This window comes from Spirosoma harenae, assembly GCF_054776975.1.
Genome location: NZ_BAAHBD010000039.1, coordinates 15,201 through 40,380 on the forward strand (window position 1 = coordinate 15,201; position 25,180 = coordinate 40,380).

A 25,180-nucleotide genomic window follows, 5' to 3' on the forward strand; every position below is an offset into this window, starting at 1 on the left:
CGGCTCTGTTTGGTTTTACTGCTTCACAATGCGTTTCCTAAATACCTCGTCGCCTATCCTGATCTCGACAAAGTAAACACCACCAGATACGGCTTTTAAATCAAGAGGTTGCTGGAAGGTGTCGGTCGTTTTTTGAAAGGTTTGTCGGGAAAGTTCAGCTCCGCTAATGGTACGAACACCCAGCGTTAAGACTCCTCGTAAGGGACTAGTAAACGATACAGTCATTGGTCCGTCACTAGGGTTGGGCGTTACCTGAAGGGCCTGCTCGGCTAAAGGCGGAGTAGCCGTAACCGTTCCTGTTCGGACGTTAATTGTTACAACGGCTGTGGTACTGCATAAATCAAGTCCTGAACCTGTGACTGTATAGGATGTCGTTTGATTAGGCGAAGCAACTACCTGCGCGCCCAACGTTGTATTTAGTCCTGAGCCTGTCCAGGTAAAAATGCTGGCTCCACGAGCGTTTAGGGTTACAGTCTGGCCGGGGTCGATGAATATAGCCGATGCCGCAATCTGTACAGATGGTTTCTGTCCGACTCGTGCAGCAATATTATGCGCGACGTTTAAACCCAGACTATCGGCATACCGAAGCCAGTTCCCCTGCTGATTCTGCCGCCAGGAAGTAGCTCCCAATGATTCGCCATTTTTAGTCGTTACTAAGGCGATTGTATCCCCTGCTGCATAAGGCACTAAGATACCAATATGAAAGGGCAATCCGCTCAATGGCAAGCTTCTGTCAAACGTAACCGATGTTGCGCGGTTATTTGCGACATCATCCAGAATAACACGCAAAGGCACATCTTTCTGTCCCAGAATAGCTCCAGGACCGCCCTGGAATCCTCGTCCGTTCCAGACCGTTACCGTTACGACTGACTCGGTTGCAGCCCCTTTAGCCGCTTTGGCTACACCGAATTTGAGCGATGCACCGGCCAGATTATTATACGCAAGTCGGTTCGCAAAAAATTCGGAAACCGCCTGGCTCTTATGGCTGTTCTGACCCGCTACGTAACCCGTTCCTCCCGTTTCGCGCAATACTGTTGTGGTACCGTTGAAGTTGGTTATATCCGAACAAAGACCAGCATTTAGTACTTCCACATATTCCGTTCGAACCAGTGGGTCCGACTGGCCAACGGCGTTCGAAGTCACCAGCGTTACCTTAAATTTACCGGGTTGGTTATACGTCACCGTCGGATTTTGTTCGGTTGAAGTAGAAGGTGTTCCTCCCTCAAACGTCCACAACCATTGGGTTGGGAAACCATCTGACAAGTCGGTAAATTTCACCTGCCCCCCCAGTAAAACCTGCTGATTATCAATCCGGAAGTTCGACGTTGGGCGTGTAGCGACCTGCGTACCGCATACGTTAGACGACAGCAAAGTAAGCCGGCGGGGGCTGATTGCCATTACTGCTCGAATCCGGTCTTTCTGATTGATGGTGAATATATTGGAGCAGGCATCATTCGAATAGTCCATGTAATTCTGCACCATGTTGGTTCCTCCGCAGCTAATCCGTCCCACCTGACAGCCACTGCTAGCTGAAGCCTGCGGAGGTGTATCTGCACAGAAGTCATCGCCACAAGTTGCATCACCCCAGATGTGCCGTAACCCCAGCCAGTGGCCCGTTTCATGGGTTAGTGTCCGGCCCAGATTGTAGGGCGACTGAAGTACTGGAAACGAACCTTTATCGGAGCTTCCGAAAGCCCTATAATAGACCACAACGCCATCTGTACTCGCAGGCGAATCAGTAGGGATACCGGGTAAATTAGACTGGCTTGGGAATTGAGCATACCCCAACAGTTGACCACTGACCGATGGCTCGTTCAAATCAACAACCCAGATATTATAATATTTATCCGGGTTCCAATAGGTACTTGGCTTCAAAACGCCTTCAATATTGTCTTTATTCCAGGTTGTTCTATTGCCGTTGTAGCGATCAATTCCTGGTTCGGCTAACGGCTGCCCCTGCGGATTAACAACTGCCGGACAAAATTCAATCTCAATGTCTGCTCCTAGTGGATTATCGTTAAATCCTCGTGTACCTGTTTTCCGTCGGTAATCTTCATTCAGAACGGCTAATTGCGACTGCACCTGTGCCTGACTGATGTTTCGCCCTACGCCAACGGCTTCTCCATTATGAACAACGTGAACAATAACCGGAATCGTAATCACGGTAGCCGCTGGAACCCGACCATTCGCTAGTTTGGCCTTCAGCTCAATCATTTTCTTCTGAAGCTCACGCTCAAAATCATCGAGCGACCCCAGTCCTGGATTCCTGGCCCGACGCGCGCTGTCCATAAACATCGTTAAGCATTTCTCGGCGGGTGCTTTTGTGGGTGCCTGAGCGTATGCCCCTAGCGTCAATAATACCAGTAAGGTTAGGTTGAGTACGAATCGAAACATATACCTATTTGGTCGTAACTGAATTGAATGTAAACTGGTAACTGGCATCGATATCCGGGAAGTAATACTGAACTGTAAGGGACGTAGCCGTCAGGTTTTTAATGACCCAGGGATATACACCGTTCAATACGGGTATGTAGAATTCAAGGGTTGCGTTCGCGTTAACGAGCGTCCAGGTATCAGTAACATAAATATCAGGATCTGACGGGCTACACTTGGTCGCTCCTTCGCTAGCTTCAAATTTTCGCTCCGAATTGGCGTAAAAGGTCAGTAAGTCGTCGTAAATACAGGGAGCAAGATTACTCTGTGCTACGGGTATTACACCCGACGCGTTCCCCTGATCGATGATCTGAAAAGATACCATCTTCCAGGTTTTTTTATCAGTACCGGTTAGCAGTTGTGAATAGGTAGGTGGTTTGGGTTCTATTTTCTCAGAACATCCTCCCAAGAGCCAGCCAACTACTCCCGGTATGATTAGGAAACGTATAATTTGTCGCATGGTCGAATCTCGTCAAATAATGATACAATAGCTGTTTCTTTACTGAGGTGTATAGGTTTGAACAAACGTTACGGTAGTATCTTTCCCCGTTGTGAGCCTAAGTGTCAGCATCAGGTTTAGCGTAATTACCTTGTTTCGGGGATTCCAGGCACCTGTACCTTTGATCGAATCATTAGCGCCTAACTCGGCATTGTTCTGTGTCGGAATCGTAATGGAATTGTCGCCATTATCAACAAACGTCAGCGTTGGGTGAATAGCATCAAAATTCAACAAGCCGATATTCCAGTTATCAAGTATGTAGTTCTTGCAATCCGTACTGGTTATAGAGGCATTGTTTGTATACGTCTGCGTTCCAATTTTCCCGGACCCACTATAAGAACCTCCAAACAGGCAGTCGTCCTGAATAAATAACGTAAACTGTTTTCCCATAACAATCTCATTGCCTGAACCAACACCAATCTGAAGTGTGCTTGGCTGAACGCTGGTTAGGGTGAACTTAAGCGAAGTTGTTTCCAGAATGTTGTTGGCATTGTTGATCAGTTGTACTGTAATGGCTCCACTACTCGACTTGGCCGGAATGGTAATCGTACCCTTAGTACCAATAATGTTGTACTCTTTCCCTTCACGAGCCGTACCACTCACCGTATAATTGATGGTAATCGGTTGATCTAATTGCGGACCAACATTATGGACTTTTATCGTAATCGGTTTCGAATAACTTTCCTTATAGGTCAGCGTTGTATCGTTGAAACGGACATAGTACGGCCCTTCAAAGATTCGGTCGATATCGCTTGTTTCGCAGGCAAATACGCTCATCGCGAGTACGATAACCATTCCGATTAATCCACGTAATTTATTGTCTTTCATGACACTTACGACTCTTTTCTAATTAATACCCTGGATTTTGAGCGCCCTGCAAGCCAGGGTTTCGTAAAATTTCACTCTGCGGAATTGGCCATAACTCATATCGGCTGTTCCAGTTCGGCGAGAAAGCAGACATGACAGCCTGCGCCCGACCAGTTCGTACTAAATCGTACCAGCGATGTCCTTCGAAAGCGAGTTCATACTGGCGCTCCCGCTCAACGGCCAGCAATATATCGGCCTGCGATGTCGCTGTTACGGCAATTCCTTTTGCGCGTGTTCGAAGCACACTCAAATCGGCCACAGCTCCGGTTGTACCCGTTAGTTTCCCCTGTTGCGCTCTGGCTTCTGCCCGAATCAAATACATTTCAGCCAGTCGGAACACAACAATGTTCGCATTATTTTCGATAGCGATGCCATATTTACGAACCGTCCAGCCATTGTCATTTCCTTGTTGCTGTGTAGCGTTGAAGGAAATCGTTGCGGACCGAGTACCAGACTCTGTTGAGTTGAGATTAATGACAACCTGATCGGATGGAATTACCTCGCGACGAGTGACAAATAAGGTATTCAGCGTAGCCGGATCATCATTTTGCGTATAGCCTACTTCAAAAATCGACTCCGCCGTAAAATTCTGAATAACAATGGTGTTGTAATCAGGCACGATCGTAAACTTACCCGACTCTATAACCTGCGACGCATAGGTTTCGGCCTGCGCCCAGTTTTTCTGATACAGGTAATAGCGAGCAAGTGCAGCCTGCACAACTCGTTTCGATAAATAGGCAGCCCCTGTCGATGAGTCATCAGGCAAATCAGCTAAAGCAACTTGATAATCAGCCAAAACAGCAGCCAGTACTGTTGCTTTGGCCGTTCGGCTAATGTTCCGATTCGTAGCTTGATCGGTGGTTGTTACTAGTGGAATGTCGCCAAAGGTATAGACACCATAAAAATTTGCCAGACCCCGAAAAAACTTAGCCTCCGCAGTTAGTTGTTTGCGAGCGTCGTCCGTTATACCTGTCACACTGGGCAATCGCTCCAGAATAAAATTGGCTACATAAATGCAACCATATATGCCGCCCCAGAATCCAGTGACATCGGAATTAGTAGCCGTAATCTGTTTCGTGCCAAATTCCTGATATGAAGCGAACGTACCGTTATGTTTAATATGGTCGGCGGTGAAATCACCGGCAATGACAATGGACGAGGTCATTGCCCGAAACGAACTATACAGGCCGATTCGAACCAGCGGCACATCAGCGGCCCGTTTTAAGGTCAATTCATCAATTTGCAAATCATACGGTGTGGGTTCCAGCACATCCTGGCAGGAACTCAATAGGACAATTGTCAGTATGAAACAAGTTATGTAAGACTTCATTGAGAACGTGTGCTACCTAAAATAATAAATGAGCCGTGAGCTACTTAAAATGTCACTGTTACGCCACCGGATAAGTTTTTCACCTGCGGAAGCGTGTTTAAGTCGATTCCCTGAGCAGTTGTCGATCCATCCAGTGTACTCAGTTCCGGATCCGACCCAGAGTACTTTGTATAGGTCCAGATGTTGGTAGCCGAAGCAAATACGCGTACGTTTGATAGTTTCACCTTACTAACCAGCGTTTTAGGAATATTATAGCCAATGGTTACGTTTTTCAGGCGCAGATAAGAACCATCTTCCAGGAATCGGCTACTGAGGTAATTATTGTAAGTATTCTCATATACATATCGTGGAACACTGGTAATATCACCTTCTTTCTGCCATCGTTTTAAGGCGTCGACACTTTGGTTAAACGCAATTGAATTGCCTGTATTAACAGACGTTTGTTTGGTCATATTCAACACCTGATTCCCATAGGAAAACTGGAAGAAAATATTCAGATCGAATCCTTTGTACGAGACCCGGTTGGTAAGACCGCCAAAAAACTTGGGTTGCGCATTACCAATTACCTGTCCATCGTCGGGTGTAATCCGGCCATCACCGTTTTTATCCTGATACAGTGCATCGCCCGTCCCTGGATCTACACCCAGAAATTTCAATCCCCAGAATGTTCCCAACGGTTGGCCGGGTAAAACAACGTTAGTAGCTGCTACGCCATTTCCCTGATAGCCAGCGAATAATGGTTCATCCGTTGCCAGTTCAACCACTTTATTTTGGTTGGTTGATATGTTCAGATCGGTGTTCCAACGCAAACCTTTCTTATCAATATTCACGGTACCAATGGTCAATTCCAGCCCTTTGTTACTGATTTTACCAATGTTTCCCTGTACGGCTCCAAAGCCTGAAGTCAGCGGAATCGGTTGGCTAAAGAGGAGCTTATCGGTCAGGTTACTGTAGGCATCAAACGTAACATTCAATCGACCGTTGAAGAACGAAGCATCCAGGCCTATATTTGCCTCGCGCGTACGCTCCCATTGCAGATCAGGATTGGCGAGTCCGGCAGGGCCCAAACCCGATGAACCACTATAAGTGGTTGCAGCCCAGGTTCCCAGATATAGAAAATTACCGATCTGCTCGTTCCCTGTGTAGCCAAAACTACCTCTTACTTTCAAATCACTCAGGAAATCAAATTTCTCCATGAATGACTCTTCGGAGATACGCCAGGCCAATGATCCAGATGGGAAGAAGCCAAATCGTCGGTTAGGACCGAATCGCGACGAACCATCATATCGGCCCGTTACGCTGGCTAAATATCTCTCTTTATAATCGTATTTGACTTCACCTAATCCTGAAAATAAACCACCATATACCAACGAAGAACTACCTTGGTCGGTGACCCCTGCAGAGGTGATATACGTAAAATCGTCGCTTGGGAAATATTTACCATTTACTGAACCGGCGCGGTTGGTTCGTTTGATAATTTCCAATCCACCCAGTGCGCTAATACGGTGTTTTTCATTAATCAACGTATTATAAGACAGGGTATTAGAGTTCGTAAACGTAGCCGCTAAAATTGTATTGTATTCGGCATAGCCCTGCTGTCCCAGGCTCTCGGTATACCCGCCTGTTGCCGTTGATCGGGGAAAGTATAGATTCTCGATAATGCTATTGTAATCGATACTAGCCTTGGATCGAAAGCGTAGATTTTGGAGAAATTGATACTCCACATACACACCACCCAGCATTTTAGTCGTCAGCACTTGCTGTCGGGGTAAAAGTGCTTCGCCAACTGGATTGAAGTTTGGAAAGCCTGGATAATTTGAATCGCCTGGGCCATACAGCTGCCCCTGCTCATTGTACGGAGAATAATAGGGTAAGCTCCGGGTTGCACCCGAATAAACGCCATCCAGAAAGTTGTCGCCAGCCACTCGATTGTTTACCGCTCTGGATACGGTCATATTACTCCCAAAGGATAGTTTATCGGTCGCATTATGATCAATGGTCATGGTACCACTCATTCGCGAGAATTTGTTGTTGATCAATACACCTTCTTCATCCCGGTAATTACCGCTCAAGTAAAAACGTGTACGCTCGTTGCCTCCCTGGGCCGACACCTGATATTGCTGATAGACACCTTTCCGCAACACCATATCCAACCAGTTCGTATTAATACCATCGGTCACTCCTTTAATTAAGCCCAGCTTATCGGGATCTTGCCCAGCATTAATGACAGCTTCGCGCTGTAAATCCAGCAGTTGCGACGAATTCATCAGATTAGGCCGCTTAATGATTTCGGTTAAACCTCGCTGTACATCGGCCGTGATCGTTGTTTTCTGATTTGCCTTCCCGCGTTTCGTCGTGATCAATACAACGCCATTTGCAGCCCGGGAGCCGTAAATTGCTTTGGCCGACGCATCTTTCAAAATTTGAAAGGATTCAATATCGTTGGGATTGAGCAGCGCCAGTGCATTGTCATTTTGCCCACCGTAGCCCGTCGTTAAGGCACCAGCCTGAATCTGCACACCATCGACAATAAACAACGGACGGTTCGATGCGGAGATGGAGGTGTTGCCCCGAACCCGAACAGAAAGCCCGCCACCAGGTGTACCAGACGACTGGGTTACCAACACACCCGCTGCCTGACCCTGTAGCGCCTGATCCAGACTATTGACGGGGATATCTTTAAACTTATCGGCGGTGATGGAAGCAATAGAACCTGTAATATCCTTCCGTTGAGTCGTATTATAACCAGTAACAACTACCTGAGTAAGCTCATTAATAGCCTCCTGCATGACAATGTTAACCACCGTACGATTGCCCACAGTTACTTCCTGTGAGTTCAGGCCAATCGAGGTAAGCAGCAGCACCGCATTCGGATTTGGAACCGTAATACTATAGTTACCATTCGCATCAGTCGTAGCCCCCGTCGTCGTTCCTTTCACAACGACATTCACGCCCGGCAAGGTCTGTCCATCCTGGGCTGATGTAACTCTACCTGTTATACGCTGAGACTGAGCCAGAAGATAGCCCGGCAACATGGCCAGTAAGACTGACCAGCCAATAACACTATAAAATTTTCTCATGTATAGGTTATACTCCAAGTAAATGCTTTTAGGGTTACAACTCGCTTAATCGGGAAAACAATATACTAAATGCCTGAGAAAGCTACCACACTTAAACGAAAATATCACTGTCATCGTATAAATATTTCGTTAGATAAGCCTGTGTTCTCCTATCTGTTTTCCAGTAGTTCAGCTGTCCAGAATTATACGTTCCCATCTCCTTATTTTTCGTCCTATACGCTGATTAAACCTGACCTGATGCACGTCCTTTGATTTATCTCTAAAAAATAGAGGCTCCCTATTCGTAAATAGAGAGCCTCAAGCGCAACTGGACCAAGACTGATTACTGCTTAGGATTTGAAGTTGGCGCACTATTCGCGGCCGGTGCATTGTATTTTAGCTCGTTATCGGGTACATCCCAATAATCGAGGAATCGATATTCAATTGTACCGTTCGTGCTGACTTTACCAGTTCTATCCAGAAGAACGGCTCCTTTCCGCCCACCACCGCTGGCAATTGGGTCGATAACGCCCCAGCGACGCGCATCGTAAAACGACAATCCACGGAAAGCCAGCCCCACCCGACGTTCACGGCGGAGTTCTTCTTTTGCCTGATCGGCGGTTAGGCTGGTGCCCGCTACGGCAGCTAATCCGGCACCCTGCGCTTTCCGAACCGCATCGATCGATTGCAGACCTTCTTCGATTTTACCCGTATTGATCAGAGCTTCGGCTTTCATGAGTTCGTTTTCTTCATAACTACCAGCCAGGTAAAGCTCTGTACCACCCGGCGTCCGATCGCTTATGGTAATGACGCCAGCCATTTTCTTGCCACCATCAACCAGCATCCAGCGTGTATTGAAGGAATTTCCCCGGCTATTTTCGCCAATCCAGGGAGAAGCGCGCTGGGTGAAGTTATTCGCCAACCGTTGATCGCCCGTTTTATAGTCCTGAATCAACCGCTCGCTGATTTTGTAGGTAGCCCCCGCCGACGGATCGCCCGTAGCTTTGGCGGCAACCGTACCCGTTTGCGGATTCAGGAAATCACCGTTTTGATTCGACCGACCCGTAAATATATTATCCGTAGCCAAAGTCCCGGCATTGGCCAGCGTCAGAATTTGCGCCCATTGTGCAGCTGTCATGGCTTTGGCTGGTGTATTGACCAGCAAATTCCGCGCTTTCAGGGTGCTGATGCTCCGTTTCCACATATCGGGTGTTGGAACGCCCCCCTTCCCTACCTGATTGAAGGTGGGAATCAACTGTGTCATAATAGCCGTATAATCGGTCGAAGCGGCTGGCAATGTAGAGGCTGCTTTGTCCAGATTGGCATTCGCTTCTTCGATCAGCTTTTCCTTAGTCACGTAGTTATTATTGGTTCCATTAGCCGCACTGTTGATAATACCGGCATAATAAATCGAACCAATCCGCGAATAAGCAAAACCCTTCCACCAATACGCCCAGGCCTGAATCGTCGCTTTTTTCGTAGCTGCATCACCCGTAAACGTTACCTGATCAATTAGAGCCAGTACCTTATTCATCTGGCTGTTCAGTGAGTACATATACCACCACTCGTGAAATAGCGGGTTAGAGCCCTGATTGGAGTTCACATTGACCTGACGAATCAGCGCATACTGTGTATTCGGCGCGTTCGGGTTCACTACTTTCGTTCCATCATCCAGAATTACATAATCGGGCGCGCCAATCTGATTACCAAACTGATTGGCTGCTTCTTCCCCAACAATGTCGCCCATCAGTTCGTGGAAACCCATTGCCCCAGACCAGAAATAGCCCGGAACACCATCGTATAAATCCGTCTTGATTTCCTTAGCGCCATTGATATAAGCAGCTCCCTGCGCCAGGTTGACGATACCCGATTCGGTATTGGCGCTGCTGACCGTTGGCTGGTTTGGGTTTTTTACATCCAGCTGCTCTTTACAGGATGTTGCTAATCCCAGAACCAGCGCAGCGACTAAAATATGTATCTTTTTCATTCGTAAGTCATTGAAAGTTAGCTAACAAGACGAGCGAAAGCATCGCTCATCTATCACCTGAAGAATTATAGCCCAATGTTGAGTGTAGCCTGATACGAACGCAGGTTCGGCATCGTATTGTGGTCGGTACCGCGATCCCAGGCCGAACTACCCGTTCCCGAGCTAACTTCTGGATCAAAACCGGTATACTTCGTGAATGTCAGTACGTTGCGACCTGACAATACCAATTGGGCACGACGCAGTACCGGCAGGTTTACGATTTTACTCAGATCGAAACCAACCTGCACATTACGTAAGCGAACAAATGACGCATCTTCGTAGAAGTAATCTTTGGTTCCGTTGGCCTGCCGTTGTGCATACACCCCTCGGTAGAAGGCCGTCCAGGCACCCGTTTGGCCATCGATCGTGATTGGATTAGCGTAATCAGCATGAATACCATCGCGATACATCCATTCTTTCGTCTGGTTGTAAATATGACTCCCCTGTACCCAGTCGAACTGGAAGCCGAACGTCAGGAAGTTTTTGAAGGTGAAATCGTTGATGAACGACATGTTGAATGTCGGGTTCGGATCACCGAAGCTATATTTGTTGGCCGAGAAAAACGGCTGTTTCGTCGTTTTGCTGACCACAATTCCGTTGCTGGCTACCGTGTACTGCGATTGCTGATCGGCCGGGATATACAGGTTTCCACTTGGATCTTTCTGATCCAGCGAATGAACCGTGATGTAGCCGTACAACTGACCAATTTTTTCGCCCGCTTTCAATACATAGTTTGAGCTACCCGCACTCGACAGAACCACGACTTCAGCATTGTTTTTCACCGCCGATATTTTCGAGGTTTGTCGGCCAAAATTGGTCGTCAGATTCCAGGTAAAGTCCTTCGTACGCAGAATCGTGGCATTCAAGGAAGCCTGAAAACCATTCGATGCCAGCGAGAACGCATTGTCTTTCACCGAGTTAATCCCGGCTGATGGAATGCCACTTACGTCATAAATCGCATTTTTGGTCGAGCGGTCCCAATAGGTTGCCGATAAGCGAAGGCTACTTAACCAGTTCGAACTTTTCGATGGCGTCAATGCTAAATCAGCACCAATTTCCAATTCCGACGATACTTCTACGTCCAGATCGGGATTAGGCTGGCTGGCTGGTATATAGAAGGCATTGTTTGATCCTAACGATACCGTGCTCAGCACCTGATAACGGTCGAACGGTCTTGGCTGAATACCGGCCTGGCCGTAAGCTGCCCGAAATTTCAATTCAGGGAAGAATCCAGCGATGGAGCTGTTTTCCCAGAATTTCAGTGCTGATAACCGGAAATAGGCATCACCACGTGGGAACGTAAAAGGCTCAGAACCCGCACCAAACGCTGATGAGTAATCTGTCCGGAAACCGCCCGATATACCTGCTAAATCCCCGTAATCAATTCGCTGATTGACAACATATCCGTACGTAATGAATGGCTCGGTATAATCACCACCACCCGGTAAACCAGCCCGACCTGCGGTGGGTGCTACAATACCCGGAACCCGGAATGTCGAAGATTGCGCTGCCGTAAACGGGTCGTAAGTTGGCAAGCCCAATGTATACGTATAGAACTGGTGGAAGTTCCGATTGCGGTAATCGAACGCCAACTGCGTCGTTGTCTTGATGGGCAGGCTGGATTTGAAATCGTTCTGAAAATCCGTATTGATAAACGCACTAGCCAGGAAATTCTGGTAGGTCGTGGTCATACTATTATTGTCAATTTCGCCCGATGGATCGTTGGCGAAATACCCCCGATATTGGTTATTGCTCGACGCGATGACGTTGCGGTTTTTTGTCTGATTCGGATAGGTCGTTACGATTTCCTGTTTCGAATAGTTGACACCGTATTTCGCGTCCAGCGTAATGAATTTGTTGATGTTGTAATTCAAATTAAAGTTCTGAATGACATCAACTTTGTTATCCTTATTGTTGGTGTACTTCTGCCAGAAACTGGGGTTGTTGTGGTTTACGCCCACCGCATCTCCATAATAAACGCCCGGATTTCCGTCAGGGTCCAAAGCCGAAAAGTCAGCAAACGGACGCGCATTATTCACAGCATACAGAATCAGACGGTCATTGGTTTTAATCGTGCTCCGAGTGTAAACCAGTTGAGTGGTTGTGCGAAAAGTAAGCCCTTTCGCCAATTGAATACCAATGTTTGACAGCAGATTACTGCGCTGATAATTTCCGTTGTTGATGACGTTACTTTCCTGTTGGTTGTTGGATACGGAGAATGCAAAATCCACTTTATCGGTACCGCCTGTTAGGGCAACGCTATTATTATACGTATTTGACGGACGGAAGAAATACGCATAGTGATCATAGTATTTCAGGTTCGCGGTATAGGGTTTATCAGCTGAATTCGTTACTGCGAGTGGATCGTAGAGCACATTCCCATTATACCGGAGCGTATTGGCATCAAATTGAAGTGGCGAATAAATAGGGTTTTTCGTGACGGGATCGGTACCCGATTGATACACGACATTGTTCTGACCATCTACCTGAAAGCCATGAAATTTCGCTTTGGAAACTCCACCCACATTTAAAAATTCACTGCGTGTAATGCTCGATGTTACATCGATATTCAACCGGCCTGACTTCCCTTTTTTCGTGAATACCTGAATAACGCCGTTGGCTCCCTGTGCACCGTAGAGTGTAGCCGCAGCGGCTCCCTGTACAATTTCAACCCGATCAATCGTATTCGGATCGATGCTGCTGAGCAGGCTGGTCGGATTGTTGTTCAGGTTACCGTTCGAGTCGTAATTCGTAGCATCCACCTGAACACCGTCGATCAGCAAAATGGGGGCTGTTCCGCGGTTGATGGTGTTAATCCCACGCAACACAATATTTACGGGTGCGCCCGGCGTACCATTACCACTGGAAATCTGCGCTCCAGCAATCTTACCCACCAACGCCTGATCGATGGAGGCCGTTGGGGTTTGCGGGAGGTTTTTCGATGAAACCGCTTCGACCGCAATACCTAGTTTCCGTTTGTCGGTTGCCACCCCGACCCCCGTTACGACCACTTCCGATAGCTGGCGATTATCAGAAACCATTTTTACATCTACCACTGACTGATTACCCACAGGCACCTCCTGAGTAGTAACCCCTACAAAACTAAATACCAGCGTTGCAGCGCCACTGCTGGGAATATCGATGCTATAGGCTCCGCCAGCATCCGTGTTAGCGCCTTTGGTTGTGCCTTTCAGCACGACAGAAACCCCTGGCAAGGGTAAGTTATCTTCCGCCGACGTTACCTTACCCGTAATGCGCCTGTCCTGCGCCCACGCAGTGGACCAGAGTGAGCATACCAGAAGTAAACTCACAGATAAAATTCGAATCATGTACGTTAGTTGTTAAGTAGAAAATACGTTTACTATCTACAAAACTAGCAGTAAAAAGAAACAACACAAATTTTTTATACAAATCACATTACCACCTAAATATTCGGCTATCACTTCACCATACGGAATATTATTTTAATAATTAATAAATATTTACCTTTTTTATCATTAACCAAATAGGATATATAAGTACACACGAAATAATATACTATAAACTACATTCTATACGCTTTTTACAAAAAACGGAATAGTACAATTCAAAAAAAGCAAGAGATAAAGACAGTAGATAGCCTTTTTATGTTGCATAAGCCCTATTCTTTTTCCATGAACGGTAAAAAACAAGGGTTGAGTTACACTTTACAATATTCAAAAATCTATATTTATTTATACTTAAAAAGGATTGAATATTGGTTAAACAAACTGTATAGTTGCCAATTCAACTTATTTTTTCATAAAAATAAAAAGTTCAAAACTTTCGGATTGTTACATAGTAAACCCTAACCGGCGTATCCATAAAACAAAAAGGACTGCTCAGGCAGTCCTTTTTCATAGATAGTAAATTTACTCAGTACGCTTAAAAATTCGGATTTTTGGTTGCTACACCTGATGTAGAGGGATTCAATACCGATTCATCAGCGGGTACATCCCAATAATCCATGAAATTATAGTTGATAACAACATTCTTGTTGATGGCACCCGCCGACGTTACAACCGTGTTTCCATAGCTTCCACCTCCATTAGCGATATCGTATGTCCAACCCCATCGGCGGCTATCGTAGAACGATAAACCTCGTCCAAAAAGCGATGTACGACGCTCTTTCGTCAGTTCCGTCAGCGCTTTAGCCAGGGTTAATCCAGTACCCGTCACTGCTGCAACGCCAGCTCCCTGATAGGTTCTCACGGCATCGATAAAAGCTAAACCAGCTTCGATATTATTCAGGCGAATATTGGCTTCAGCCTGCATAAGTGCGTTTTCTTCGTAGCTACCCGCAATATAGACTTCGTAAGCGCCTACGGCCTTTGTACCATACGTAGCGACCCCAGCTGCGCCAGCACCACCATCGGTTATGTTATACCGAGTCGTATAAATGTAATCGTTTTTGTAGGTGTTGGCCGTGTTGAAGTTATTCGTAAACCGTTTATCACCAGCGTTAAAATTCTGGATAAATCGTTCGCTGATTTTAAATGTCGTGCTGCTACTTACGCCGGTTGTTAAAGCAGCTACCGTTCCGCCACTGGCTGAAAAAAAGGAATTACTAGCGGTTGTCCGACCGGTAAACACAAAATCGTCTTTTTTGACACCATTCGTTGCCAGTGTTAACACACTGCTCCAGTCGGCGGCTGTCATGGCCGTTGTCGAGGATTTGGCGATGGTTGCGCTGGGATTACCGTTTACAAACGGAGCCAGTTTATTCACCAGAATATTCCGGGCCAGCATCGTGTTAATGTTCCGCTTCCACATATCGACCGTTAGAACGCCCCCATGCCCAACCTGATTGAATGAAGGAATTAATTTACTTAATACAGCCTGATAATCAGCGGCATTGGTGGCACTTCCTAACGCAGTAGTAGCCATGTTGAGGTAGGTATTCGATTGGTTGATGATTGCGTCATGGAGTTTATAATCACCATTCGTAACCCCCGCTTTATCTTCAATCAGCCCCGAATAATACATCGAACCGATCGACGCATAGGCATATCCTTTCCACCAATATGCCCAGGCCTGCATGGTCGCTTTTTTCGTGGCCGCATCGCCCGAGAATTTGATCGTTTCGACCAGATCCAGCATCTGATTGCAGGCATTATTCAGTGCGTACATATTCAGCCACTGGTAATAAATAGCGTTGTTACCAGCCCCGGTTGCAGCCCGGTTGTTGTACGACCGAATGATACCAATTTGGGGAGACGAGTTTGTTTGTTTCGACCCGTTGTCCAGAATAATATAATCCGGCTGGCCAATGGTTGTGATCTGATTGTTGGACGCATCAGCGCCCACCAGGTCAGCCATCAACTCCATATAGCCCCAGGGCAGCGAAAAGTAACTATCGCCCAGCCAGCCATCGCCATTGGCAAAACCATTGATATACACACCACCCTGAGCAAAATTGATAAGCCCGGCTTCGGTGTTCACGTTAGCGGCTACGGTAGGTGCATTTGGGTTACCAACGTCCAGCTGGTCTTTGCAGGAAACTGCCCCTAAAAGAATTACCGTCAGGCAAGCCTTGGAAAGAAATTTATATATTTTAATTCGTTTCATGTCTCGAAGGAGTTTAAGGTTAGAATCCGATATTCAGGCCAACCTGATACGACTTGATGTTTGGCAGTGTGCTATGATCGACGCCCCGGTCGAAGGAAGAGTTTGAGGCTCCTGAGCTGATTTCAGGATCATAGCCCGAGTATTTGGTAAAGGTTACCAGATTACGGCCCGTAAGCACTAATTGGCACTTATTGAGATAAGGCAATTTTACGAGTTTAGCCACATCAAAAGCCAGCGAAATGTTTCGCAATCGAACGAACGAAGCATCCTCAACGAAGAAGTCTTTGGTAGCGTTGTTTCCGGCACCACGAAGGCTACCCCACAGGTTATAATAAGCGCTAGACCAATAGGCCGTATAGGCTCCTGTTTTTCCGTCGATGGTAACGGGTTTCGTAAAATCTCCGCTGATGCCATCGCGATACATCCATTCTTTTGTCTGGTTATACAGATGACTGCCGTAAATCCAGTCGAATTGGAAATTCAGTGTGAGGAAATCTTTGAAACTGAATCCATTGATAAACGACGCGTTGAATTTCGGGTTGGGGTTCATCAGCGGATATTTCTCATCCGTAAACTGCATCTGATAGGTTGTTTTATCAACTACCCGCCCATCTACAATCGTGTAATTATTTCGGTTGGCATCCGATATGTACTTTGTCTTGCCATCCTGACGTGTGTAATCCAGGCTGGTCAGCGCTTTGTAACCATACACCTGACCGATAGGCTGACCGGATGTTAGCACCAACGCAGCATCGCCCGCACCTGAATTTAAAATAATGTCGGCCCCGCCCGAAATCGCATCGATCATCGAAATCTGATGACCAAAGTTGGTCGTGAAATCCCACTTCAAACCAGGAGAATTATAAACAGGCAGCGTTAACGAAAACTGCACCCCATTCGACGACATATCGATGGCGTTGGTCAATTGCCCGGTCGATCCAAGGGAAGGTGGAACGCTAACCGTGTAAATCACATTCTGGCTTTTGCGTTTCCAGTAGGTAAACGACCCAGAAACCGAGTTAAGCCACGAACGGCCTGCACTTCCGCCAATGGTGAAGTCCGTACCGATTTCCAATTCTTTCGAGACCTCTACCTGTAGATTGGGATTTTTGCTGGTAACAGGAACCGAATACACTAGTCCTGATCCCAGATTCCGTTGATCCAACACCGGATAGCGGTCAAAAGCGCCCGGCTGGATACCGGCTTCGCCATACGCAGCCCGTAGTTTGAAATACGGTAATGTGTTCGAGATGCCACTGCCTTTGAAGAATGACAACGGAGCAATGTGTCCGTCGAAGTGCGGGAAGGTAAACGGCGTGGAGCCACCGCCAAACGCCGACGACCAGTCGCTGCGGAAACCGGCGGTTACGCCACCGTAATCGCCAAAATCAACTTTCTGGTTGATCAGATACCCATAAGTGACGAATGGCTGCACATAATCGAAATAAACCGCCTGTGATCCGGTCGAGGAAATATTATAGGGCGGTGCCAGCCCCAATCCTACGCCGTACGTATCGTATTCCGTGTATTTATTCTTCCGATAGTCGAACGAAATTTGAGTGCTGGTCTGAATCGGTAGTTTGCTGTGAAAATCATTCTGGAAATCGGTGCGGATGAAAGCCGTACCGAGGAAGTTCTGGAAGGTAGTCGCGTACTGCCAGTTGTCGATTTCCCCGTTGGAATCAGGCGCAAAATTGCTCGCATACGTCCCTTCTGCTCCGTAATAAATGACACTGGCGTTCTGCGACTGGTTATAATACGTCCACCGTGCATTTTCATTCCGGTAGTTGATTCCGTATTTGGCATCCAGTTCCAGAAATTTATTGACTTTGTAATTCGCATCGAAGTTCTGAACAACGTCTATTTTGTTATCCAGTCCATCGGTATACTGCATGTTAAAAAATGGATTACTAGCGTTAACGCTTACAAAATCAGCGTAATTCTGATACGGAGCATTTCCATCAGCCGACATTTTCGCCGTCAAATCGAAGAAAGGTGATGTATTCAGAAAACCATACACACGAGTCAGGTTACCCAGTTTATTACCCAGGCCATAGTATTGACCTCCCCCAGCGCCCAGACCGGGTTTCAGGGTGTTTTTGGTATACACTAACTGCGTCGTCGAGCGAATAGTAAATCCTTTGAACAATTCCGTTCCCAGATTCGCCGATAGATTGCTCCGGTCGATATACCCGTTTTTCAGAACGGGGGTAACGTTGTGGTTATTGGCTACCGATATATTGAAATCGCTTTTCTCCGAAGCGCCCGAAATATTAATGGCATTATTTGAAGTAGTGCCCGTCTGGAAAATCTGCTTGAAGTGATCGTAGTATTTCAGATTGGCATTATAGGGTTTATCGGCTACGTTGCGAATGTCCTGAATAGCATAGCGGGTAGCACCCCCATACTGATACGAAATGCCGCGAAGCTGACCATTTGCATCAACGGCTAACACTTTGCCAGAAGGATCGATCAGATTATTGCTGCCATCGGTCAGGTAGGGATGCAAATCGGCTTTATGTACGTTACCCGTATTTAGAAACTCATTGGTCGAGAAACTAGTCGAGAAGTTAACCGCCACACGGCCTTTTTTCCCTTTTTTGGTGAATACCTGAATAACGCCGTTCGCGCCCTGAGCACCATAAATAGACGCCGACGCAGCGCCCTGAGCCACCTCAATCCGGTCTACATTGCTCAAATCAAGCGAGTTAATATCCGTAGCGGCTACCTGCACGCCATCGACCATGATGAGTGGTTTCGTGCCGCCCTGCACAGAGTTAATGCCCCTAAGCAGGATGTTGACTGGATCACCGGGATTACCACTGACAGAGGAAATCTGTGCTCCCGGAATTTTACCAACCAGGGCCTGATCGATAGAGGCTGTCGGCGTCTGTGGCAGGCTTTTCCCGGAAACGCTCTCGATTGCAATACCAAGTTTCGCTTTACTGGTTTCAACCCCGCTTCCCGTAACGACTACTTCGGTCAGGAGTTTTGAATCTGAAACCAGACTTACGTTTAACTCTGATTCGTTGCCAAGCTTGATTTCCTGGGTTGTTGTACCAACAAAACTGAAGACAAGCGTAGCGCCCTTCACGTTGGGAACTGTCAGATCGTAAAGCCCGGCCGCATCGGTACTGGTACCTTTTGATGAGCCTTTAATAACAACTGAAACACCGGGCAAAGGCGATCCATCTTCAGCCGATGTTACCTTTCCAATTATTCGTCGATCCTGCGCCCATGCATTGGACCAAAGCAAGCTCGCAAGAAGCAGGCTTACCCATAGACTTCCTCTCATAGTATCGATTCCTGTTAAGTTAAGAAATGAGTGTACTGAAACAAATCTATAACTTGACAAAAACCATTACAAACAATTGAATTTCAACATTAAAACAAATATATATTTTTTTAATATTGAAAATTTCAAAATATTATTCCGTTTAAAAAAAATAGTCTTTTTGTAGACTAATAGAATTATATTCATTTTATGCTTTTCACAGAACAATATATTCCCAGGTATTTTTACAGCCGGACTATCAACTTAAAATAATCCTACCCTGAACACTTATAAGTATATATACGAGCTACTCAAATAGGAGCGCATGATCAATTTTAATGTTAATTTAATGGTTACCAATCGCTTAAATTCCACCGATCGTCAACAAAAAAGGTTTGCTGGAGAGTAGCAGGCTATCTCTCCAGCAAACCTTTTTGCTATCTGAATACCTATTCCCTTAGTTCACTACATTCAGTCGGTAGATAAACGGAGTTGTATAAAACGGCCCACTCGTAACGTCAGTATAGGTATTTACTGCGGAATACGTTTTCCCATTGGTCAACTTGATCGTTCCCGTAATTTCGAAGCGATCCCCATTGGAAATATCGGCAAGAGCCAGCTTAGTAGCCGTTAAGGCCTCCATACCCGTTACGGATATGGTGGCTCTTGGATAACCGGTTGTGGCATCTTTCGTAAACGTGGAAGCGGCTAGTGATTTCAACGCAACATCGGTGGTTGTTTTCGTCCCATTCGCTGGCGTTGCATCGATAAATTTGATGACCAGATCATACGAAGCGAATAAATCCCCTTTATTAATCGTAACGGCTTCGGCCAGGAATTCCATCTTCGTACCGCTCATGTTCGCTTTGCTCACGCTGAATGTCGTATTGCTAACCGGATATGGCGAAACGGTACGCATATACGCACCGTTTTCCAACGCGGCTTCGTCAATTCGACTTACGATATCCGTCTTGCAGGCAAATGCCATCAGACTCAAAAACGCAAAAGTCAGGTAATTTTTCATCCTTGATTGGCTATTAATATTGTTCATTTTTCACTGAATATCAGATAGTACCGGATTATTTTAGAATACCGGCAGCGTTATTATCCCAGAATACGGGCGTTGTCAGATTGGCCTTCTGTTTCGCATTTGCATTCCGTGTAATGTAGGTAGCCGGATAATAGAACGAACGAGGGAAACTGCCTGGATTCGGATCAAGAGCAGGTTGCAGATTCGCTGGCTTGCCCGTCCGACGGTATAGATTATACGATTCAATACCGTTCCCATACAACGCCAGCCAATATTCAGTAGCGATAATATTCAGCTTAGCATCGGTCGTAGCAGCCGCATCGTAATCAGCCAGTACTTTATTGACATACTTCGTTACCTGATCGGCCCAGACAAAGTTATTGGCCGCTTCGAATGTAGAGATCTTACTGCTTTCAATCGTTCCAAGCGCAAACGTCCGTACATCCGCCATCGATTTTTCAATCGCCGATTTCAGCAGATCTTTGGCGACACCCGTTGTTTCCAATGTCAACGCTGACTCTGCCAGCATGAAATCAATGAACGACCGCATCATAATCGGATGAATACCAGCTCCGCCAGCACCAGTACCCAGTGAAACCGGAACGCCAGCATCATTATCGTACAGACCACCGGCTGGATAAAGCCCCCAGGCCGTACGCAATAATCCATCTGGTGGAATACCGCCATTGTTCAGGTGATCGCGGCCCCAATAGCCAACCGCGCTGGGAACACAAAAGAAATCAGCTTCTGAATAATGCGTTGGTTTTACGCTCGTTACGCAAGGAAGCGCATTTACGTCCGTTGAATTTCTGATTGTCTGCCGATAGAAATAAAACCGAATGCGAGGGTCCTGAAAGCCTTTGACGGAATACAGATTACCCATGTAGGAAGTCGACTGATAATCACCACCGCCCGTTGGGGAATATTGACCAGCGTATCGGTTGTGCCGCGTATCAGGGTTTGTCAGGTTCGAGCCGAATTTAAAGGTAAAATTCTGCGTAGCCGTTGAAATCAGCTTCCCTCCCGCAATCAAGGCATTAATGGCTGTTGCCGAGCCAGCTTTGTCAACCAACCGCCGACTTAAATACATCTTCAGTTTCAGCGAATTGGCTGCTCGCGTCCAGTTATCTACGTTACCGTTGTAAATCAGATCGTTCGGAGCACCCGCTTTTGACGTAGCGGCAAAATTGGCAATGGCTTTATCCAGTTCGGCCAAGGCGGTTGTATAAATCGCATCGCCTTTATCCAATCCGGGATTGAAATTGGCAGGATCGATTGCCTGCGTGTACGGAACATCGCCAAATACATCGACCAGATTGATCAGAACGGATGCCCGAAGTGTACGGGCAATACCGGCATGAACAAATAATTCGCCAGCTTCGGCCAACGGAATGATGGTTTTTACATCGGTCATCAAACCGGCGTACGACGTGGTCCACATGCCATCGAAGTTACCGGGTGCTACGGCGTTATCATATACAGCCGAGCCCTGGTTGATCATCCGGGTCAGACGCATTCCAGGGTCACTAACCTGGTTAAAGTGGTCCCGATAGCTCAGTTCGATTGAATTGAGCAGGTAGTTGATATCGGTGTTATTCGTCGTAACGGCGTTCGGATTATCCAGCAAATCCAGTTTGCAGGACGTAACGCCGAGCGCACACACCAGTAATAGACTTATACTTAATTTCTTGATCATCTTAAAAAACAGTTGATGTAAGACATGGAATTTCAGGCAGCCATTTAGTAGGCACACCCTTCGATCTTACTGTTTAGAAAGTTATTTTTAGTGTACCACCCAATCGGCGCGAGCTAGGCCCCGTCAGGAATTCAAAACCTAATCCATTGCCAACTCCCAGACCCAGATTGTCGGTATCGAAATTTAACCCTTTGGGGAAGTGGATAGCCCGATACCAAAGATTGGTTCCAGACAGCGATAGCGATGCCCCTTTGATCGATACTTTGCTCAGTAGTTTTTTCGGGAGTTGATAGGAAAGCGCAACCTCCTGCAAGCGAATCGTCGATCCATCATAAATACGTCCTTCGTCACCAAAGAAATAGTAGTTATCAAAGTAGAAATTAGGCGTTGCGATCTGAATATTATTCGGCGTTCCATCCGAGTTTTTCACCCCTGGAATAATCATGGTTTGAGCCCGGTCAAAACCACCTTCCAGGCTATTATCAATGGTCAATCCCCGTCCCAGCAGCGCACCAGCCGTCGTCGAGTACATAGCCCCGCCATGACGATAAGCGACCATCACATTCAACGATAAACCTTTATAATTAAAGGTATTGATCAGGCTCGATGTAAAGGCCGGGTTTGGATCGCCCAGTACAACCGGCGACTGAGTGGCCAGAAGAAACCCACGGGCATCAATCAGATATTGCCCCTGATCGTTCCGCCGGAAGCCCGTTCCTTTTATTACGTTAAAGGGTTGACCGACAATTGCGTAGTTACCCAGCGTTCCGCCAAAACCGGCAATCTGCACTTCCTGTAATGTCCCTCCCAGATCGAGCACTTTCGGTGTATTGCGCGAAAAAACGCCCGTTACGTCCCAGGAAAACCCTCCGCGTTTAACCGGAGTAGCCGAAACGCTTATTTCAATCCCTTCATTGCGGATTTTACCGATGTTGATCGTCGTTGCCGTGTAGCCGGTCGATGCATCCAGCGGAGTATTTGTGATCAGGTCACGGGTATTGCGCTGATAAGCTGTCACGTCGAACGTAAGCGCGTTATTGAACAATCGTCCTTCCAGACCAAACTCAATTTCGGTATGCAATTCAGGTTTCAGGTTCGGGTTACCCAGCGTATTATCCACCGAATGCGTTTGTACCGTTGCACCAGAAGATGTTAACCAACCTCGGGCACTTTGATTCAAAACGCTCCGGGTGCTATACGGGCTCGGGAAACCAGCCGACGTACCGATCCCTCCTCTCAGTTTCAGGAAATTAAGCACTTTACTGGCCTGTAACCCGCTAAAAGCCGATGTGGGAACGAATGAAAGACTGGCCGAGGGGTAGAAGATTTGGCGATTAGGTACTTCCACCGTTGAGGTCCAGTCGTTCCGACCAGCCAGGTTCAGGAACAGATAATCGTTAATATCAGCTGTCAATTCGCCGAAAACCCCAATCCGGGTTTGTTCAACTTCTGAGTTTGACGCTACGTTATCGATAAAGTTGCTGTGACGAAACAGATCACGGGCCAGTTGGTTCTGACTACCGATAAATGTTCCTCGGGTAATATCATTCCGCATATTACCGCCTACTCGTGCCGATAGGGTAAATTTCTCGGCAAGTGGCTTGGTGTAAGACATGATCACGCTATTATCCCAGATCGTGTTCCGAACATCATAAGTGTTGTAATATCCATTCACAAAGTCAACACCGCCTTTATTGAATTTGTATTCCTGGTTTTCCGTATAGGTATCCAGCCCAACTTTATACAACAACACCAGATCTTTCGCCAGATCAACTGTCAGGTTGGTCGTCGCGAAGAAGCGGTTGACAACGCCAGTGGTTTTGTAGTTTTTCAGAATCCAGCGCGGGTTAGGAATGTCGTTTCCTGATCGGAAATACACGGTGCTGAAATCGACAGGGCTTTCAAAAGGCCAGCCCATCAAATCGACCTGGCGGGGAGTAAACAGTACGTTGGCCAGTACAGAAGGGAATCCGCCTAATGTATTATTTCCCTGAGCGGCATTCAATGGGGGCGAAAATTGCTCGGTATTGGCAAAGTTGAACGAGGTATTAATGCTCATTTTTTTCGTCAACTGCGCCCGCAATCCTAAGCCTAAGTTCAGTTTGGTCAGGCCGTTATCCGGAATATACCCCTGTTCCTTATTATAACCTGCCGACACGTTATAGCCTACTTTTTCATTTCCTCCGGATATGTTCAGCGACGTATTGGAAATAACCCCAGTCCGGAAAAAATCCTTTACGTTGTTGGGGAAGATCTGCATTTTGTATGGCGTGACCGATGCAACATAGGGGGCCATAGCTGCCTTCAACGAGGCATTCGTTAGAAACGCATAGGGGTGATTGGTGAAAGCCGTATTCGTATTGAGCGATGGGTAATTGGCTATTTCATCCAGTGTCGGCCCCCAGTTACTGAAGAAATAACCCAGGTTCTGCACAAATCCACCTACGTAATCATTTTGATAGATGGGCAAATGGGCTGTGTTGTTAAATACCGATTGGGTTACGGTAAATTCGGTTGGGCGGGCTTTTTTGCTGCCACTTTTCGTTGTTACCAGAATAACCCCGTTTCGGCCCTGATCGCCATAGGTTACGGTTGCGGCCAAGCCTTTCAGGACGCTAATGTTCTCGATGTTATTCGGATCAAGATCCAGGAATCGGCTGGATGCCGACTGACCTCCCCCGGTGAATCCGCCCCGCGAATTAGTGCTGGAGTTGAACGGTACGCCATCCACAACGAACAACGGCTGCGTTGATCCCGTAATAGACGAATACCCCCGAATGGTGATGTTTGTACCCGTACCCGAAACCCCGGAAGTTGCGGTGATGTTAACCCCTGGAATTTTACCCTGTAAAATTCGACCAACATCCGACTGGGGCCGATCTTCAATAAGCTTGCTTTCCAGCGACGTAACTGAATAGCCCAGTGCCTTCCGTTCCCGAACGATACCCTGGGCCGTCACGACGACTTCCTGAAGGCTTTTCGCATCCGTTACCAGGCTAACGTTTACCTGTGAACGATTGCCAATTTCAACTTCCTGCGAACCGAAGCCCACAAAGCTAAACACAAGTGTACCCCCCGATGCGGGTACACCAATCGAATAATTCCCATCAGCATCGGTATTGGATCCTCTGGCAACGCCTTTCAAAACGATAGATACACCGGGTAAAGGCGTCCCATCTTCGGCGGCTATAACTTTACCTGTAATTGTTCGCTCCTGAGCCCACGCAGGTACCCAGAGTGAGTATGCCAGTAGCATCCCCACGAGTAAAAACCCCCTCATAAATTGATAGTTTGAGTTAAGAAAAAGTGCTTTAATCCAAATTAAATACAGATTAATTGCTTTTACAAAAATTTACAAAATTTTATATATGTAAATTATT

At 46.8% G+C, this 25,180-nt stretch carries 12 protein-coding genes; all 12 read right to left on the minus strand.

Features of this window, described 5'->3' with window-relative positions; genetic code table 11:
* Nucleotides 1-15 precede the first annotated feature (15 nt).
* Nucleotides 16-2,394, minus strand: coding sequence for a M43 family zinc metalloprotease (locus ACYVE4_RS30015; protein ID WP_461044112.1), 2,379 nt, complete (start codon nt 2,392-2,394; stop codon nt 16-18).
* A 4-nt stretch (nt 2,395-2,398) separates the two neighbouring features.
* Nucleotides 2,399-2,893: a hypothetical protein gene (locus ACYVE4_RS30020; RefSeq protein ID WP_461044113.1), complete on the minus strand. Its 495-nt coding sequence runs from the start codon at nt 2,891-2,893 to the stop codon at nt 2,399-2,401.
* 39 nt (nt 2,894-2,932) lie between these two features.
* Entirely contained in the window at nt 2,933-3,760 is an 828-nt protein-coding gene (locus ACYVE4_RS30025; RefSeq protein WP_461044114.1) for a hypothetical protein, read from the minus strand.
* A gap of 22 nt (nt 3,761-3,782) precedes the next feature.
* Entirely contained in the window at nt 3,783-5,129 is a 1,347-nt protein-coding gene (locus tag ACYVE4_RS30030) for a RagB/SusD family nutrient uptake outer membrane protein (protein ID WP_461044115.1), read from the minus strand.
* Nucleotides 5,130-5,173: 44 nt separating this feature from the next.
* Complete coding sequence (locus ACYVE4_RS30035; RefSeq protein ID WP_461044116.1) at nt 5,174-8,209, minus strand: SusC/RagA family TonB-linked outer membrane protein; 3,036 nt, start codon at nt 8,207-8,209, stop codon at nt 5,174-5,176.
* Nucleotides 8,210-8,531: 322 nt separating this feature from the next.
* Nucleotides 8,532-10,175, minus strand: coding sequence for a RagB/SusD family nutrient uptake outer membrane protein (locus tag ACYVE4_RS30040; protein WP_461044117.1), 1,644 nt, complete (start codon nt 10,173-10,175; stop codon nt 8,532-8,534).
* Between the two features lie 65 nt (nt 10,176-10,240).
* Nucleotides 10,241-13,543, minus strand: coding sequence for a SusC/RagA family TonB-linked outer membrane protein (locus tag ACYVE4_RS30045; protein WP_461044118.1), 3,303 nt, complete (start codon nt 13,541-13,543; stop codon nt 10,241-10,243).
* 574 nt (nt 13,544-14,117) lie between these two features.
* Nucleotides 14,118-15,800, minus strand: a complete 1,683-nt coding sequence (locus ACYVE4_RS30050) for a RagB/SusD family nutrient uptake outer membrane protein (RefSeq protein ID WP_461044119.1) — start codon at nt 15,798-15,800, stop codon at nt 14,118-14,120.
* A 19-nt stretch (nt 15,801-15,819) separates the two neighbouring features.
* The gene (locus ACYVE4_RS30055) at nt 15,820-19,095 is read right to left on the minus strand and encodes a SusC/RagA family TonB-linked outer membrane protein (RefSeq protein ID WP_461044120.1); all 3,276 of its coding nucleotides are present in this window, start codon (nt 19,093-19,095) and stop codon (nt 15,820-15,822) included.
* Nucleotides 19,096-19,531: 436 nt separating this feature from the next.
* Nucleotides 19,532-20,098 carry a hypothetical protein gene (locus tag ACYVE4_RS30060; protein WP_461044121.1) on the minus strand — a complete coding sequence of 189 codons (567 nt, stop codon included), beginning with the start codon at nt 20,096-20,098 and terminating at the stop codon, nt 19,532-19,534.
* A gap of 55 nt (nt 20,099-20,153) precedes the next feature.
* Nucleotides 20,154-21,800: a SusD/RagB family nutrient-binding outer membrane lipoprotein gene (locus tag ACYVE4_RS30065; RefSeq protein WP_461044122.1), complete on the minus strand. Its 1,647-nt coding sequence runs from the start codon at nt 21,798-21,800 to the stop codon at nt 20,154-20,156.
* Between the two features lie 73 nt (nt 21,801-21,873).
* Nucleotides 21,874-25,080, minus strand: a complete 3,207-nt coding sequence (locus ACYVE4_RS30070; RefSeq protein ID WP_461044123.1) for a SusC/RagA family TonB-linked outer membrane protein — start codon at nt 25,078-25,080, stop codon at nt 21,874-21,876.
* Nucleotides 25,081-25,180: the final 100 nt, after the last annotated feature.

What these genes read in the sequence shown, in the direction of transcription:
- ACYVE4_RS30015 (WP_461044112.1), bottom strand. Translation starts at nt 2,394, where the DNA reads ATGTTTCGATTCGTACTCAACCTAACCTTACTGGTATTATTGACGCTA.
- ACYVE4_RS30020 (WP_461044113.1), bottom strand. Translation starts at nt 2,893, where the DNA reads ATGCGACAAATTATACGTTTCCTAATCATACCGGGAGTAGTTGGCTGG.
- ACYVE4_RS30025 (WP_461044114.1), bottom strand. Translation starts at nt 3,760, where the DNA reads ATGAAAGACAATAAATTACGTGGATTAATCGGAATGGTTATCGTACTC.
- ACYVE4_RS30030 (WP_461044115.1), bottom strand. Translation starts at nt 5,129, where the DNA reads ATGAAGTCTTACATAACTTGTTTCATACTGACAATTGTCCTATTGAGT.
- ACYVE4_RS30035 (WP_461044116.1), bottom strand. Translation starts at nt 8,209, where the DNA reads ATGAGAAAATTTTATAGTGTTATTGGCTGGTCAGTCTTACTGGCCATG.
- ACYVE4_RS30040 (WP_461044117.1), bottom strand. Translation starts at nt 10,175, where the DNA reads ATGAAAAAGATACATATTTTAGTCGCTGCGCTGGTTCTGGGATTAGCA.
- ACYVE4_RS30045 (WP_461044118.1), bottom strand. Translation starts at nt 13,543, where the DNA reads ATGATTCGAATTTTATCTGTGAGTTTACTTCTGGTATGCTCACTCTGG.
- ACYVE4_RS30050 (WP_461044119.1), bottom strand. Translation starts at nt 15,800, where the DNA reads ATGAAACGAATTAAAATATATAAATTTCTTTCCAAGGCTTGCCTGACG.
- ACYVE4_RS30055 (WP_461044120.1), bottom strand. Translation starts at nt 19,095, where the DNA reads ATGAGAGGAAGTCTATGGGTAAGCCTGCTTCTTGCGAGCTTGCTTTGG.
- ACYVE4_RS30060 (WP_461044121.1), bottom strand. Translation starts at nt 20,098, where the DNA reads ATGAAAAATTACCTGACTTTTGCGTTTTTGAGTCTGATGGCATTTGCC.
- ACYVE4_RS30065 (WP_461044122.1), bottom strand. Translation starts at nt 21,800, where the DNA reads ATGATCAAGAAATTAAGTATAAGTCTATTACTGGTGTGTGCGCTCGGC.
- ACYVE4_RS30070 (WP_461044123.1), bottom strand. Translation starts at nt 25,080, where the DNA reads ATGAGGGGGTTTTTACTCGTGGGGATGCTACTGGCATACTCACTCTGG.